Origin of the sequence: Mesorhizobium sp. CA7 (assembly GCF_020165015.1) — a bacterium.
In the GTDB taxonomy this organism is placed as follows: Bacteria; Pseudomonadota; Alphaproteobacteria; order Rhizobiales; family Rhizobiaceae; genus Mesorhizobium.
On the sequence record NZ_JAIUHH010000013.1, the window covers coordinates 1 to 15,595 of the forward strand.

The window sequence follows — 15,595 nt, forward strand, 5'->3', positions numbered from 1 at the left end:
ACGGCATGGATCCTCGGGTCTGCGCGCGTCGCTTCGCTCCTTGCTCCGCCCGTGGATGACGACCGCGATAGGCGTCTGGGCCAATCGCCAAGGCATGGGATCTGCCAACGCACGCACGGGCAGCGGTCAAAGTTTGTGTACTGGCGAACTGGTCCGGTACAAGACCCTAACGCGACCGGATCACTTCGTCGGTATTGGCCAGCAGCTTGCGCACCGCATTGCGCGCCGCGTCCGGCCTTTGCAGGCGGATACTGCGTTCGATCGCCTCATGCAGTTTCTGGGCGTGCTGCAGATTGTCGAGCTCGCGCGTCGTATAGGTGAAGAGATGGTCGAAGGCAGATTCGATCAAGACGCCCAGCGGCACCAGCAGGTCGTTGCCCGAAGCCCTGAGGATGGCAAGGTGGAAGCGCGTGTCGGCCCGGGTGCGCTCCTGCAGGTTGGTCGCCTCGCCCATCTCGCGACAGGCCTGGCTGATCTCGGCCATCTGCTCGCGGGTGCGCCGCATCGCCGCGAAGGCCGTCGCCTCCGGCTCGATGATGTGGCGGAACTCCTGCACGGTCTTGAGGAACACCTCGCGGTCCGGCGAGGTCGCGTACCAGGCGAGCACGTCGCGGTCGAGAAGATTCCAGCGTTCCTTCGGTTCGACCCAGCTGCCGATCTTCGGTCGCGAGGCCAGAAGGCTCTTTGCCATCAGCATCTTGATCGCCTCGCGCACCGCCGAGCGGCTGACGTCGAAGGTCTCCGACCATTTGGCCTCATTGGGCAGGATGGTGCCCGGCGGATAGTCGCCGCGCACGATCCGAAGGCCGATCTCGCTCGCAAGCGAAGCATGCACGCTGGCGCCCGGGATGCGTGACGCGCTGGCCCGGCGAACGCCGGACGGACGCTCCGCCGCTGCCATTTTTGTCGGCCTCTTTTCGTTGTTCGGCTTAGCGTCCCGCATGGTTCCACAAAATCCCGTTTTCAGAAGCTGTCAAGCAGGGCAAGCCCGCTTTGCCGCAATGCGCGAGGATGTGCACAGATCAACCGGCATTTGCCGCCGGCTCACGCCGTCTTGACGTATTTGCGCCAGCTGTGCTCGGGCCGGAAGCCAAGCACATCGCGCGCCTTGCGGTTCGAAAGCAGCGTCTCATATTCGCCGAGTTCGGCCTTGACCGGCACGCCCGGATAAAAGCGCTTCAACAGCTCCGCCGTCGGCAGGTCCGATGAGGTGTCGTCGTTGGCCGCGTTGAACACCTGATAGCCCAGGCCGTCCTTCTCGATGGCGCGCAAGGTGATCTGGCCGAGATCGCGCGCATCGATATAGCTCCAGGCGATGCGCTTTCGGAAACCCGCATCGGCGAACCATTTCGGGAATAGCGAATATTCATGCGGCTCGATGACATTGCCGATGCGCAGCGCATAGATGTCGAAGCCGCTGCGCAACGCGAAAGCCCGCGCGGTCTTCTCGTTGACGATCTTCGACAGCGCATAGGAGTCCATCGGGTCGACGTCATAATCCTCGTCGAGCGGGAAATGCGTCGGATTGCGAGGCTCGTTGGCGAAGACAAGACCGTAGGTCGTCTCGCTGGAAGCGATGACAACCTTGCGGATGCCGAGCTTCACCGCCGCCTCGATGACATTGTAGGTGCCCATCGCGTTGATGCGGAACACCTCGTTGTCCGGCGTGATCATGATGCGCGGGATTGCCGCGAAATGCACCACGGCGTCGACTGGCTGCGATCTCAACGACGGGTCGAACTCGTGCAGACCCATATAGCTCGATAGCGCGTTGAAAACCTGGCCGCTGTCGGCGATGTCGGCGATCAAAGTGCGCACTTTCGGATTGTCGAGCGGCTTGGTGTCGATGTTGAGCACCTGGCAGCCATGTTCGACCAGATATTCCACGACATGCCGGCCAGCCTTGCCGCTGCCGCCGGTGAACATGATCCGCTTCGTCATTTTGCTCTCCACAATGCTAGGTAATTATGTGTATTGTCAGACAATATGACATTCCGCGATCGCCCGCCACCCGCGATCCGCGGAAACCTTCTGGACAATCGCCCGCCGCGCGGGCGCCCATCACCATGAAAGACAGGGAAGAGACGACATGAGCACCACCGCTGCCCGCGAGAACATCGGTTTCATCGGCCTTGGCCTGATGGGGCACGGCATCGCCAAGAACATCGTCGACAAGGGCTATCCGCTGACCTTCCTCGGTCGCAAGAACCGCAAGCCGGCGGAAGACTTGGCCGGACGCGGCGCCAAGGAAGTTGCCACGTCCAAGGAGGTGGCCGCGGCCTCCGACATCGTCTTCATCTGCGTCACCGGCTCGCGCGAGGTGGAGGCGATCATCCGCGGCCCCGACGGGCTGAAGGAGGGCCTGAAGCAAGGCTCGGTCGTCGTCGATTGCTCGACCTCCGATCCGGTCTCGACCGTGGCCTTGGCCGCCGAACTCAAGGCGCTTGGCGTCGACTATGTCGATGCGCCGCTCAGCCGCACGCCGAAGGAGGCCTGGGAAGGCACGCTCGACGCCATGGTCGGCGCGCCGGACGCCGTGTTCGCCAGGCTGAAGCCGGTGCTCGAGACCTGGGCCGGCCGCATCGTTCATATCGGCGATACCGGCGACGGCCACCGCATGAAGCTGCTCAACAACTTCATCTCGCTGGGCTACGCCGCGATCTATTCCGAGGCGCTGGCGCTGGCCGAGAAGGTCGGCATCTCGCCGCCGCGCTTCGACAGCGTCATTCGCAACGGCCGCATGGATTGCGGCTTCTACCAGACCTTCATGCGCTGGACGCTGGAGGGCGACCGCGACGCCCACAAATTCACCATCGCCAATGCCTTCAAGGACCTGACCTATCTGGAATCGATGGCGGGCGCGGTCGGCATCGCCAATCCTCTGGGCAACGCGACCAAGAATTCCTTTGCGACAGCCTTCGCCGCCGGTCCCACGGAACAGTATGTGCCGATGCTCGCCACGCATATCGGCAAGCTCAATGGCGTCGACCTGATGCCTTCGAAAGACGGCGTGAAGCAGAAGATTTAGGCGGGAGCCGCCCTGCCCTGTTCGACGGCGGGAGCAGGCGCCGAAATGGATAGGGGCACCCACTGGGCGCCCCTTTTTTGGCACTTCTGGATGCAGCCAGAGCCTACTTCTGGATGCAGGTGTCGGCCGTTTCCTTGGTGCATTCGTCGAGGCCGGTGAAGACCGGATCGTCGACCTTCTTGCCACCGATGAGGTCGAGCATCACTGCCGGCGCCTTGTAGCCCATCTCGAAAGGCCGCTGGCCGACCAGCGCGGTCACCAAGCCTTCCTTGGCGATCGCCACCTCGTCGCCGATCGTGTCGGCGGCGCCGATGACGAACTCGTTCTTGGCGATCTTGTCGGCCATCGGCTTGAACAGGTCGCGATAAGGCTGCGGCGCGCCGAACAGCGGCCAGCCACCCATGATGCCGAAGGCGTCGAGCTTCGGGTTGGCGGCGAGGATGTCGGTCATCGCCTGCACGCCTTTGGCGCCGTCGTCATTGGTGAACACCGGGCAGCCGGGAGCTTCGGTCCAGCCACCTTCGCCGGCAAGTGCTGCAAGACCTTCCTTCCCGGTCAGCGCATCGCGCATGCCTTGCGCGCGACGCAGGATGTTGTCGGCCGCCGGATTGCCCTCGATCGTGCAGATCGTGCCGCCATTCGGCTTGGCCTTCTTGATGTACTCGCCGATCTTCTTGCCCATCAGGTAGTTGTCGGTGCCGAGATAGGTCTTGCGAAGGGCGGCGTCTTCCTTGGCAAGGTCGGCGTCGACCGTCATGATCGGGATCGACGGATTGGCGCTCTTGATCGTCTGCGCGATCAGCGGCGCGTTCGACGGCGAGATCGCCATCGCCACCGTGTCTGGCTTGCTCAGCATATCCTGCACGATCTGCGCCTCGCCGGCCTCGTCGGAAGTCGATGCCGGGCCGGTGTAGAAGCATTCATATTCCGAGCTGGCGTTTTCCTTGTTCCACTTCTCGCAGCCCTGATGGATGGCTTCGAAGAACGGATTGTCGAGACCCTTCACAACGATGACGAGCTGTTTCTTGGCCAAAGCCGGCCCGGCGCCCAACGCCATGGCGGCGACGGCGGCAAGCAAAAGTGTTTTCCTCATGTCAGTCCTCCCTTGAAACAGACGGACACCGCGTGCCCGCCACACTGATCAACCCGGATACACAAGAACCACGACGAGCATCTCATGATGTTCGCGCCCCGCGCCGGGCTGATAAGCATTTGCCGATCCGTCCGCCCGAATACCGATGCAGCCGAATCCTTTACCCTCAAACCATCTGCCTGCCTCCGCCGGATAGACGGACGATTGGCAAAGTCTTGTTCCGAAGCTTAGCTAATATCGGCTTTTCGCCAGCGTCAATTGCTATTTGTCCTACAAAACCGATTTTTCGTCGAGTCTCGAAATTAATCGTCAGACAATTGATTGACGCCCCCGTCCGCTTTTGCCTAAATGCGTGGACGCACCGTTCAGGAGGAGATGGACGGGGCGAGACGCAAGCGCCGCCGCCGGGTTCGGTGGCCAGTTGCGCCAACAACGGGGAGGCTTAAGGCTGGTGTCGGTTCTGGAACTCGCCAACATCTCGAAGCATTTCGGCGCCATCCAGGCGGTCAACGATGTATCGTTTTCGCTGGAAGCTGGTGAGGTCGTCGGCCTGATGGGCGACAACGGTGCCGGCAAGTCGACGCTGGTGAAGATGATCGCTGGTAATTTCCACCCGAGCCACGGCACCATGCGGCTGGAGGGCAAGGACCTTGTCATGCACAAGCCGGCGGATGCGCGCCAGCACGGCATCGAGATCGTCCACCAGGACCTCGCGCTCTGCAACAACCTGACCGCCGCGGCCAACGTCTATCTCGGCCGCGAGCTGCGCCGCGGCTTCGGTCCGCTGCGCATTCTCGACTATGGCGCGATGTACAAGCGCGCCGGCCAGCTCTTTGCCGAGCTGAAATCCGAGACGCGGCCGCGCGACCTCGTCAAGCAGATGTCGGGCGGCCAGCGCCAGGCGGTGGCGATTGCCCGCACCATGCTGTCGCAGGCCAAGATCGTGCTGATGGACGAGCCGACGGCGGCGATTTCGGTCAGGCAGGTCGCCGAAGTGCTCAATCTCATCCGCCACCTGCGTGATCAGGGCATCGCCGTGGTGCTGATCAGCCACCGCATGCCCGACGTGTTCGACGTCGCTGACCGTGTTATCGTCATGCGGCGCGGCCGCAAGGTGGCCGACAAGAAAATCGCCTCGAGCTCGCCCGAGGAAGTCACCGGGCTGATCACCGGCGCCATCGAACATGTTGCGTGATCGCGCGGAACGCCGCGCCGCCTCTCAGGAAAGGCCGATAATGGCAGTCACACTTGACCAGACGATCGCGCAGAAGCAGCACACCTTCCTGTCGCGGCTCTTTGCCAACCAGACTTTCTGGGTGGTGATCGCGGTCATCCTCGCCTGCCTGTTCCTGTCCGTCGCCACCGATTCCTTCGCCACGTCGAAGAACATCTTCAACATCACGCGCAATATCACCTTCGTCGCCATCGTCGCGCTCGGCATGACCTTCGTCATCATTACTGGCGGCATCGACCTTTCGGTCGGCTCGGTGCTTTGCCTATCCTCGATGGTGCTCGCCGTCACCATGCATGCCGGCTATTCGATCGAGGTGGGCATCCTGGCCTCGATCGCCACCGCGCTTGCGATCGGCGCCTTCAACGGCCTGCTCATCGCCTATCTCGGCTTCCCGCCTTTCGTGGTCACGCTCGGCATGCTGTCGGTGGCGCGCAGCCTTGCCATGGTCGCCTCGAACAACACCGTGGTGTTCCAGTTCGGGCCGGACCACCAGAAGCTTTTGTCATTGGGCGGCGGCGCCTGGCTTTTCGGCATCGCCAATCCGGTGCTCTATATGATCCTCCTGGCGGGGATCACCGGCTTCATCCTGCGCTGGACCAAATTCGGCCGGCACATCTTCGCCATCGGCGGCAATGAGCATGCGGCGACGCTGACCGGCGTTCCCGTCAAGCAGATCAAGGTCGTCGTCTACATGATCTCGGCGCTGTCGGCAGGGCTTGCCGGCATCATCCAGACCGGATGGCTGGGCGCCGTCACCACCAATCTCGGCAACGGCATGGAGCTGCAGGTGATTGCCGCCACCGTCATCGGCGGCGCCAATCTCGCCGGCGGCGTCGGCACCGCGCTCGGCGCCATCGTCGGCGCCGCCCTCATTGAGGTGATCCGCAACAGCCTCGGCCTGCTTGGCATCAACGCCTTCTGGCAAGGCACCTTCATCGGTGGCGCGATCATCCTGGCGGTTCTGTTCGACCGCATCCGCAATTTCAGGCGTAGTGACTGAAGTGCGCCGCCTCGCCTTCTCCCCTTGTGGGAGAAGGGAAAGCGCCTATCGCCCAGTCTGAAAATCCGCCCCGACGGCCGCCCCCAAACGTCTGTCATCATTGCCTGCCTTGACGCAACTGCAAACTCAGCCGCACTATTGCCCGGCAGGCGAAGGGAGGCCAGTCGCCTGCGGGAGGAACGATAGCCATGACGGACGCGATCAGGCTCTACTGGGGCCGGTTCGGACATGTTTCCGTGCTGAATGTCGCCAATGACTTCGTCACCCATGCCCATGGCGAGGCGCATCTCATCATCTGGCTGGAAGGCACGGCAGGCGAAATGACCGTCGGCCGCGAGACGGTGCGGCTTGGGCCTGGCACCGCGGCCGGCATCAACTCGTTCCAGCCGCACAGCCACGCCCTTTCCCGCGACGGCAAGCCCGGCCTGTTCCTGGCCTTCTACATCGACCCGGATTGGGCGCGCCAGCGCCGCGACCTTCCCTCGTCGGCGCCGCTGTTCACGCAGGCCGCGATCACACTGGAGCCCTGGCTGCACCAGGCGGCGGCGAACCTGCTCGATCACCTGACCGACAATGAGAGCATCGACGAGGTCGCCAACTACGAGATCGAGCGTTTCATCGACAGCGTGCTCGACGCGGCAGATGCTTCGGCGCCACAGGTAGCCCGCGCGCGCATCAACACGATGCTCGATTTTCGTGTCCGCAAGGCGATCCAGCTCATGAAGGCCAATGTCTGCGAGCGCATCTCGTTCGACGACGTGGCTCGTTCGGTCGGGCTCTCACGACCGCATTTCTTCGCGCTCTTCAAGGAACAGACCAACCTGACGCCGAACGTCTACTGGAACACGCTGCGCATGGAGGAAGCCGTGCGCCAGCTGCAATGGTCGCAGGAACCGCTGATCTCCGTCGCCTGCAATCTCGGCTTCACCACCCAGGGCAATTTCTCGCGCTTCTTCCGCGACCACGTCGGCGTGCCGCCGACGCTCTATCGCGAAGCCGCAAGAGCCATGTCGTGAGCGCCTTTACAGGCTGATCCGTCGCCGCTTTTTCCGACTGGTTGATAGGCCCTCAAGACGCATTGATAAGCGCCGGCCCGTCGGCCGCTCTAGCATGCTCCCGATCTTTGCAAGGGAACCAGTCTATGGCGAAAGTCACCATCTCCAGCGTCATCGACGCGCCGGTCGAGCAGGTCTGGGCGCGCATCCGCGACTTCAATGGTTTGCCCAGCTGGCATCCGCGCATGGTGGAAAGCCATATCGAGGACGGCAAGGACGCCACCGCGATCGGCTGCGTGCGCAACTTCCAACTGGTCAGCGGCGCGCGCCTGCGCGAGAAGCTGCTCGATTTCTCGGATGAGAATTTCCTGGTCAGCTATTCGATCCTCGAGACGCCGCAGCCGCTCACTAATCACAAGGCGACGCTGCAGTTGCGGCGCGTCACCGACGGCAACCGCACCTATGCCGAATGGACAGCGAGCTTCGACGCCGCGCCCGAGGAGGCGGACAAGCTGGCCGAGGGCATGGGCGCCAACGTCTTCCAGGGCGGTTTCAACGCCCTGAAGGCTCATTTCGCCGGCCAGAGCTGACGGGAGCGCGCCATGTCGCTTGCGCTGCAGACTTTTTCGAGCGTGAAAGACGCCAACGCCGCGTTGCAGGCCGCTGGGACACGCTATCTCGGCGGCGGCACGCTTGTCGTCCGCGCGGCCAATGAAGGCGACGTTGCCGTCTCCAACCTGATCCGCGTCAACGATCCCGGCCTCTCGCAGATCGCGGTTTCCGGCGGCAAGGTCCGGCTCGGCGCTTCGGTCACCATGGCCGCGATTGCCCGCCATCCCGAGCTCGCCGCGCTTGCGCCGGCCGCGCGCGCCGTCGGCGGACCGGCGATCCGCAACATGGCGACCGTCGGCGGCAATCTGTTTGCCCCTGCCCCTTACGGGGATTTCGCGGTGGCGCTGCTGGCGCTGGACGCGACCGTCGTCACCCAAGCCGGCGAAGTGCCGATCGAGACTTTTTTGGCCGATCGCGACACCAGCCGCGCCATACTGACCGCGGTGGATATTGCATTGCCTAAAGCCGAGAGCTTCCGCTTCCTGAAAGTATCGCGGGTCAAGCCCAAGGGTGTGTCCGTGCTGAGCATCGCCGCGCTTCTGGAGCTCGCATCTGACGGCACGGTGACCTCGGCGCGCATCGCGCTGGGCTGCATGGCCGATCGTCCAATGCGCGCTTTAGCGGCCGAAAAGGCGCTGCTCGGCTGCAAGCTCACCCCGCAGGAGATCGCGCCGGCCCTGACCGCTGCGAGCGAAGGCATCGCGCCGATCACCGACCCGATCGCCAGCGCCTGGTATCGCGCCGAGGTTCTGCCGGTCCATCTCGGCCGTCTGCTGCTTGACTAATATCCGTGGGGGACGCGCGTCTGTCCGGCCGATCCGGGCAGGCGCGCAGGGAGGAAAAATGGCGAAGGTTCCGGTTCAATTCACACTCAACGGCTCGGAGAAAGCCGAGTTCGTCGAAAGCGGCACGACGCTGCTCAATGTGCTGCGCGACAAGATTGGCGACACCTCACCCAAGGGGGGTTGCCACCAAGGCACCTGCGGCGCCTGCTCGGTCATCATCGACGGAGAACTCAGGCTCTCCTGCCTGACGCTGGCCGAAACCTGCGGCGGTGCCGACGTCAGGACCACCGCCGGCCTTGCCGAAGGCGGTGTGCTGCATCCGCTGCAGCGCGCCTTCCTCGATGCCTTCGCCACGCAATGCGGCTTCTGCACGCCGGGCATGATCATGGCCGCGAAGGTTCTGCTCGACCGCACGTCCAACCCGAGCCGCGAGGATGTGGTCGAGGCGCTGTCCGGCAACATCTGCCGCTGCACCGGCTACGAGCCGATCATCCAGGCGGTGCTGCTTGCGGCGCGCGCCAACTCGCAGAACGCCGCCTGAGGGGACGAGCCATGGAACTGCGCAAGGACTACTTTGCCGATGTCCGCAAGGACGGCCTGCATGAGATCGGCCAGGGTCGCCCGCGGCTCGACTCGCCGGGACATGTCACCGGCAAGACCGTTTATTTCGCCGACCGAAACTTCCCGGGCATGCTGCATCTGAAGATGGTGCGCAGCCCGCACCACCATGCCCGCATCCGCTCGATCGATACGTCGGAAGCGGAGAAACATCCGGGCGTTGTGCGCGTGCTGACCGCCAGGGATGTGCCGCACAATGTCTACACCATCCTGATCCTGATCCAGATCGGGCCCGAGGACGAAACCGTGCTCGCCGACGGCAAGGTGCGCTGGAAGGGTGAGGCCGTGGTGGCGGTGCTGGCCGAGACCGAGCGCGCCGCGCAGGAAGCCGCCGCCAAGGTCAAGGTCGACTATGAGGTGTTGCCGGCCGTCTTCGACATGGAGGAAGCGCTGAAGCCCGGCGCGCCTTTGGTCAACGAATATCACGGCCAGAATTACTACCTCTATGACAGCGGCGAGTGCCGCAAGGTGCGCTTCGGCGATGTCGAGGCAGGCTTTGCCCAGGCCGACCACATCCTCGAACAGTCCTACCAGTCCTCGCCGATCGAGCACGCGCCGACCGAGACCACGGGCTGCGTGGTGGCGCCGGAAGGCAATGACCGCTTCACCTGCTACACCAACACGCAGGCGATGTTCTTCACCCTCGACAACACCTCGATCATCCTGCAGATCCCGGGCTCGAAGCTGCATTTCGTCGGCGGCACCGTTGGCGGTGGCTTCGGCGGCAAGGTCGACGTCATCGTCGAGCCGATCGCTATCCTCGCGGCCAAGCTAACCGGACGCCCGGTCTGTTTTATCTACAGCCGCGAGGAGGAAATGCAGATCTCCTCGCCGCGCGCCGCCGAGAAGGTGATCATCAAGGACGGCGTCATGAAGGACGGCCGCATCGTCGCGCGCAAGGTGACCGGTTATACCGACGCCGGCGCCTATTCGCGCCACTCGCCCTATGGCGCGCAGAAGGGCGCGGCACACTATCCCGGCCCCTACACGATCCCGAATGTCTGGATCGACACCTATTGCGTCTACACCAACCGCACCCCTTCGTCGGCCATGCGCGGCTTCGGCGTCACCATCGGCGACTTCGCGCTGGAGGTGCAGATGGACAAACTGGCACGGCTGATCGGCATGGATCCGCTCGAGTTCCGCTTCATCAACGCCTATCGCGACGGCGACATGAAGGCGCATCGCCAGCCAACCGAAGGCGCGGCGCTGATCGAATGCATGCAGGAAGCCTCGCGCGTCGCCAACTGGCCGGTGGCGGAAAAATACATGACGATGTCCTCCTACAGGAAGGGGGCCTGAGATGGCGATCCGGCGTGGACGCGGCGTCGCCGCGATCAACTATCCGACCGGCATGAACCTCGGCGGCGACCCGACCCAGGCGCTGGTCCATTCGACCCCGACCGGCAACTTCATGGTGACGTTGTCCAGTGTCGATCTGGGCCAGGGCATGAAGCAGATCATGGCGCAGATCTGCGCCGAGACGATCGGCGTGCCGACCGACCGCGTCGTCATCGACACCGCCGACACCGACACCGGCCCGCACTGCATGGGCACCTTCGCCTCGCGCGGCACGCACCGCGCCGGCAACGCCGTCATCCAGGCGGCCAAGGAGGCGCGCCAGGTCATGCTGGAAGTGGCGGCCGAGGAGCTGGAGGTGAATGCATCCGACCTCGAGACCGACGGCCAGGGCAACATCCAGGTGAAGGGCGCGCCGCAGAAATCGATCTCGATCTTCGACGTGGCGCTGTCGGCGCATTTCAAGCGCGGCCGCTCGATCTCGGGGCGCGGCATGTTTCTCATTCCGCGCTCTTACCCGGAGAAGGAGACCGGCGCGATGAAGCCCTCCACCTGCTACGCCCATGCCTGCACGGTGGCCGAGGTCGAGGTCGACGACGAGACCGGCGAGGTCACGGTGCTCACCGTGAAGAACGTCTTCGAGATCGGCCGTGCGCTCAACCCGAAGATGGTCGAGCAGCAACTGGTCGGCGGCTCCTGGATGGGCATCAGCCATGCGCTCTATGAGACGACCGAACCCTACTATCCGAACCGCGATCATGGCGGCACCGACTTCAACCAGTATTTGATGCCGGGCCCAGGGGACCTGGCCGAAACCGAGATCATTGTCTTGGAGCGTCCTTCCGCCGATGGGCCGTTCGGCGCCAAAGGGCCGGGCGAGATGTGCGCCAACCCGCAGATCCCGGCCGTCGCCAATGCGGTCTTCGACGCCGTCGGCGTACGCATCGACACGCTGCCGATCACGCCCGAGCGCATCCTGCGCGCGCTGAAGGCGCAGGCCGCGGGCTGAGGGGAAGATGGCAAACCCCGACGCCGTTGCGGTCGCGGCTTCGCCGGAGGCGATCGCCGCGCGCCTTGCCGCTTCGCGCTACCTGGCCGACGACAGCCTTGCGACGGCGATCTTCCTCGCGATCCGCCTGGGCAAGCCGCTGCTGCTCGAAGGCGCGCCGGGCGTCGGCAAGACCGAGGCCGCCAAGGCGGTGGCCGAACTGCTTGGCCGCGAGCTGGTGCGGCTGCAATGCTACGAAGGCATAGACGCCGGGCATGCGCTTTACGAGTGGAACTATCAGCGCCAGTTGCTCGCCATCCGCCATGCCGGCGAGCATGAGATCGACATCTATGACGACTGTTTTCTCATCGCCCGGCCGCTGCTGCAGGTGCTGCGAGCGCCGGAGCAGCGCGTTCTTCTGGTCGACGAGATCGACCGCTCGGATCACGAGTTCGAGGCGCTGCTGCTCGAATTCCTCTCAGACTTCCAGATCAGCATCCCGGAACGCGGCACGATCCGTGCCGCGACGCAGCCGATCGTCATCCTCACCTCCAACCGCACGCGCGAGCTGGCCGAGGCGCTGCGCCGCCGCTGCGTCTATCATTGGATTGGCTATCCCGACGCCCAGCGCGAGGCCGAGATCATCATGCTGCGCGCGGGCCATGTTGCGGAAGCGACGGCAAAAGCGGTGGCGAATGCCGTGCAGGAGATCCGCGCGCGGCCCCTGGCCAAGCCGCCTGGCATCGCCGAAGCGGTCGAATGGGCGAATGCCGCGACCATCCTCGAAAAAGGCGGAAGCCCGTGGCCGGAGGCCTTCCGGCGGGCCATCGGCGTGCTGATCAAGGACGAGGAGGATTTGTCGGCGATCGCACCGGAACTGGGGAGGATTGTCGAGGAGGCGCTGGGGTGAGCCGCGACCTCGACAACCCCTTCGCCCCGTTTACGGGGAGAAGGTGCCCCGAAGGGGCGGATGAGGGGCAGCGCCACACTGGGCAGAAGGTAGCGCTGCCCCTCACCTGCCTGCCGGCATCCTCTCCCCGGGGAGAGGAGAGCTTGCCTCGTCCCGCCGCGCCGTTCCTCCGCTTCGCCCGCTTGCTGCGCCATCACGCCTTCGCCATCGCGCCCGAACAAATCACCAGCTTCATGCAGGCGGTCACACTGCTCGGCCCGCGCTCGATGAACGACATCCGCGAGGCCGCACTCGCGACGCTTGCGCCCTCGCCCGAGCGCCGCGACGAATTCGAAGCGCATTTCCGCGCCTATTTCTACGGCGACGCCAAGCCTCCGACCGAAGGCGAGGAGGACGACGAAACCCGCGTCAAGGACGATCGCGGCACGCGCGAGGAAGAGAAGCAGATCGCCCGCCAGGAGAAAGGCGGCGAGCTCTCCTCGGCGCTCGAGCAATTGAGCAGCCGCGATTTCCAGCGCGATCCCGATGGTCTCGGCCAGTTCCGCCGCAAGCTCGCCTCCGCCCTCCCCGCGCGCCGTTCTTTCCGCACCATGCGCACGCGTTCGCGCGGCACGCTCGACCTCCGGCGCTCGCTCAGCGAAATCGTCAGCGCCGATGGCGACATCCCCTCGCCGCTGCTGCGCCGGCGGCAGGCGGTATCGCGAAAACTGCTTCTGCTCATCGATATCTCCGGATCGATGAAGCTGCACACCGCCGACTATCTCAAGCTGGCTCACGCGGCGGTGCAAGGCGCAGACCGCGCCGAAGTCTTCACCTTCGGCACGCGGCTTACCCGTATCACCTCGGCGCTACGCATTCTGGACCGCGAGCAGGCGCTCGCCCGCGCCGCGGCGCTTGTTGACGATTGGGACGGCGGCACCCGCATGGGGTCGACATTGCTGGCCTTCCTGTCGGTCCCGCGCTTTTCCGCCTTCGCGCGCGGCGCTTGCATCGTCATCCTGTCCGACGGACTGGAACGCGGCGATCATTCCGACCTCGAAACCGCGATGCGGCGGTTCAGCGCCCGCGCCTTCCGGCTGTCGCTGGCGAGCCCGCTCGCCGGCGATCCGCGTTTTCGCCCCGCAACTTCGGCGCTTGGCGCCATCCTGCCGATGCTCGACGATCTCGTCGACGGCTCGTCGCTGAGAAGCCTCACCGATTTCATCCTGTCGCTCGCCCATCCTGCGCCCGCGGCTTCAGTCGTCTGGAAAAGGATATCGTGATGCAGAAAGCCATCGACGCGCATTTCCACATCTGGCGCCAGAGGGACCAGCCCTGGCTGGTCGGGCCGATGGTGCCGCGCATCTTCGGCCCCTACGAGCCGATCCGCCGCGACTATCCGATCACCGAGTTCCTCGAGGACCAGAAAGGCTCAGGCGTCGAGAAGGCCGTCTATGTCCAGACCAACTGGGCCAAGGAGGATTTCGAGAAGGAAGTCGCCTTCCTGCAGAAGACCGCGGATGAAACCGGCTGGCCGCACGCCATTGTCGGTTATACCGACATGACGGTCGACGACGTCCGCCCGCAGATCGACCGATTGAAAAAATATCCACTGCTGCGCGGCGTGCGCATGCAGCTCCACTGGCATGAGACGCCCGCCTTCCGTTTCGCCGCTTCGGCCGACCAGGTGATCGATCCGAAAGTGCGGAAGAACGTGGCGCGTTTGAAGGATTACGGCCTCTCCTTCGACCTGCAGCTCTTTCCCGCGCAGATGAAGGACGGGCTGACACTAGTCGGCGAAAACCCTCAGACGAATTTCATCCTCACCCATGCCGGCATGCTGACCGGCATGGAACCGGAAACCACCGAAGCATGGAAGGCGGGTCTGCGCATGCTTTCGGCAGCACCCAATTTCTACGCCAAGCTGTCGGGGCTCGGCACCTTCGTCCACCGCAACGACCCGGAGCTCATCGCCTACATCGTCGACAACGCGGTCGAAATTCTCGGCAGCGACCGGCTGATGTTCGGCTCGAACTTCCCGATCGAGAAGCTCTGGACCAGCCATGCCGAGCTGATCCAGGCGCACCGCGCGGCGGTGGCGAAACATGGCGCGAAGGCCGAGGCGGATATTTTCTGGAATACGGCAGAAAAGGTTTATCGGCCGGTGTAGCGCGGCTTTACCTTCTCCCCTTGTGGGAGAAGGTGGATCGGCGCGAAGCGCCGAGACGGATGAGGGGTGCTCCAGAAGACACCAGCCTCTCACACCGCTGGAACACCCCTCATCCGACCGAGCTTCGCTCGGCCACCTTCTCCCACAAGGGGAGAAGGAGAAGCCGGCGCCTCACTTCACCTCGAATTGCGGATCGACAGGAATCTGCATTGCCGTGACCAGGTGATTGGTCTGGCCGGCAAGCCCGATGATCGACACAAGCTCGCCATGCTGCGCGTCGGTCATGCCCTTGGCGCGGGCGGCGGCCGTGTGCGAGTGGACGCAATAGGAGCAGCCATTGGCAGTCGAGACCGCGATATAGATCATCTCCTTGGTCAGCGGATCGATCGCGCCGTCGGCGACCATCACCGCCTTGAGCTGCTCCCACACCCGCTTCAGCGCCGCCGGATCATTGGCCAGCCCGCGCCAGAAATTGTTGACGAAGTCGGATTTTCGCGTCGCCCGGATATCGTCGAACACGGCCTTCACCGCCGGGATCTTTTCGACCTCGGCATCGCTGAGGAGTTTTGTGGTGGCCATGGTGTGGTCCTTTCAATGAACTGATGGAAGACGTCGTTGAATCAAGTGTTGCGCATAGGCGGCTAAACGGTTTGTCCGATTCAATTTCTTGGCTCGGAACAGCACACTGCAGCAGTGGTTGACCGAAGCACCTCAGCATCGTCATTCCAGGGCGGAGCAAGGAGCGAAGCGACGCGCGCAGACCCTGGAATCCATTCCGTGCCCTCACGCGAAGGGCGCGGCGAAGCAGAATTCTGCACCGTAGCGGCGCCCGAAAGCCGCGGCATGGATCCTCGGGTCTGCGCGCGTCGCTTCGCTCCTTGCTC

16 protein-coding genes are annotated in these 15,595 nt (G+C 64.0%); 12 read left to right on the forward strand and 4 right to left on the reverse strand.

The features are described from left to right. Positions 1–166 precede the first annotated feature (166 nt). Positions 167–943: a FadR/GntR family transcriptional regulator gene (locus LB552_RS20630; protein ID WP_224609835.1), complete on the reverse strand. Its 777-nt coding sequence runs from the start codon at positions 941–943 to the stop codon at positions 167–169. 101 nt (positions 944–1,044) lie between these two features. Beyond that, positions 1,045–1,941: an NAD-dependent epimerase/dehydratase family protein gene (locus LB552_RS20635; RefSeq protein ID WP_224609837.1), complete on the reverse strand. Its 897-nt coding sequence runs from the start codon at positions 1,939–1,941 to the stop codon at positions 1,045–1,047. 97 nt (positions 1,942–2,038) lie between these two features. Between LB552_RS20635 and LB552_RS20640 the strand changes: the two genes are divergently transcribed. Next, positions 2,039–3,028 carry an NAD(P)-dependent oxidoreductase gene (locus tag LB552_RS20640; RefSeq protein WP_224610029.1) on the forward strand — a complete coding sequence of 330 codons (990 nt, stop codon included), beginning with the start codon at positions 2,039–2,041 and terminating at the stop codon, positions 3,026–3,028. 103 nt (positions 3,029–3,131) lie between these two features. Here LB552_RS20640 and LB552_RS20645 read toward each other — a convergent pair whose 3' ends face one another. Further along, positions 3,132–4,121 carry a sugar-binding protein gene (locus LB552_RS20645; RefSeq protein ID WP_140838867.1) on the reverse strand — a complete coding sequence of 330 codons (990 nt, stop codon included), beginning with the start codon at positions 4,119–4,121 and terminating at the stop codon, positions 3,132–3,134. Between the two features lie 451 nt (positions 4,122–4,572). Between LB552_RS20645 and LB552_RS20650 the strand changes: the two genes are divergently transcribed. The 11 genes from LB552_RS20650 (at position 4,573) to LB552_RS20700 (ending at position 14,711) form a co-directional block, all read left to right on the forward strand. Then, positions 4,573–5,316, forward strand: a complete 744-nt coding sequence (locus LB552_RS20650) for an ATP-binding cassette domain-containing protein (protein WP_224609839.1) — start codon at positions 4,573–4,575, stop codon at positions 5,314–5,316. Positions 5,317–5,356: 40 nt separating this feature from the next. Then, positions 5,357–6,355, forward strand: a complete 999-nt coding sequence (locus tag LB552_RS20655) for an ABC transporter permease (protein ID WP_224609841.1) — start codon at positions 5,357–5,359, stop codon at positions 6,353–6,355. A 188-nt stretch (positions 6,356–6,543) separates the two neighbouring features. Next, positions 6,544–7,371 carry an AraC family transcriptional regulator gene (locus LB552_RS20660; RefSeq protein WP_224609843.1) on the forward strand — a complete coding sequence of 276 codons (828 nt, stop codon included), beginning with the start codon at positions 6,544–6,546 and terminating at the stop codon, positions 7,369–7,371. Between the two features lie 125 nt (positions 7,372–7,496). Continuing rightward, complete coding sequence (locus LB552_RS20665; RefSeq protein ID WP_140838872.1) at positions 7,497–7,940, forward strand: SRPBCC family protein; 444 nt, start codon at positions 7,497–7,499, stop codon at positions 7,938–7,940. A gap of 12 nt (positions 7,941–7,952) precedes the next feature. After that, positions 7,953–8,747: an FAD binding domain-containing protein gene (locus tag LB552_RS20670; protein WP_224609845.1), complete on the forward strand. Its 795-nt coding sequence runs from the start codon at positions 7,953–7,955 to the stop codon at positions 8,745–8,747. Between the two features lie 58 nt (positions 8,748–8,805). After that, entirely contained in the window at positions 8,806–9,288 is a 483-nt protein-coding gene (locus tag LB552_RS20675) for a (2Fe-2S)-binding protein (RefSeq protein WP_224609847.1), read from the forward strand. 11 nt (positions 9,289–9,299) lie between these two features. Further along, positions 9,300–10,667 carry a xanthine dehydrogenase family protein molybdopterin-binding subunit gene (locus LB552_RS29675; protein ID WP_263481712.1) on the forward strand — a complete coding sequence of 456 codons (1,368 nt, stop codon included), beginning with the start codon at positions 9,300–9,302 and terminating at the stop codon, positions 10,665–10,667. Position 10,668: 1 nt separating this feature from the next. Next, positions 10,669–11,673 (forward strand): xanthine dehydrogenase family protein molybdopterin-binding subunit, encoded by a 1,005-nt coding sequence (locus LB552_RS29680; protein ID WP_140544408.1) that lies wholly within the window; start codon positions 10,669–10,671, stop codon positions 11,671–11,673. A gap of 7 nt (positions 11,674–11,680) precedes the next feature. Next, on the forward strand, positions 11,681–12,562 hold the full coding sequence (locus LB552_RS20690; protein ID WP_224609849.1) for an AAA family ATPase: 882 nt from the start codon (positions 11,681–11,683) through the stop codon (positions 12,560–12,562). Between the two features lie 143 nt (positions 12,563–12,705). Continuing rightward, positions 12,706–13,824, forward strand: coding sequence for a vWA domain-containing protein (locus tag LB552_RS20695; protein ID WP_224609851.1), 1,119 nt, complete (start codon positions 12,706–12,708; stop codon positions 13,822–13,824). Next, positions 13,824–14,711 (forward strand): amidohydrolase family protein, encoded by an 888-nt coding sequence (locus LB552_RS20700; RefSeq protein WP_224609853.1) that lies wholly within the window; start codon positions 13,824–13,826, stop codon positions 14,709–14,711. Before LB552_RS20695 ends, LB552_RS20700 begins: the two co-directional genes overlap by 1 nt. A gap of 171 nt (positions 14,712–14,882) precedes the next feature. Here the strand turns inward: LB552_RS20700 and LB552_RS20705 are convergent, their stop codons facing one another. Further along, positions 14,883–15,290, reverse strand: a complete 408-nt coding sequence (locus tag LB552_RS20705; RefSeq protein WP_224609855.1) for a carboxymuconolactone decarboxylase family protein — start codon at positions 15,288–15,290, stop codon at positions 14,883–14,885. Positions 15,291–15,595 lie beyond the last annotated feature (305 nt).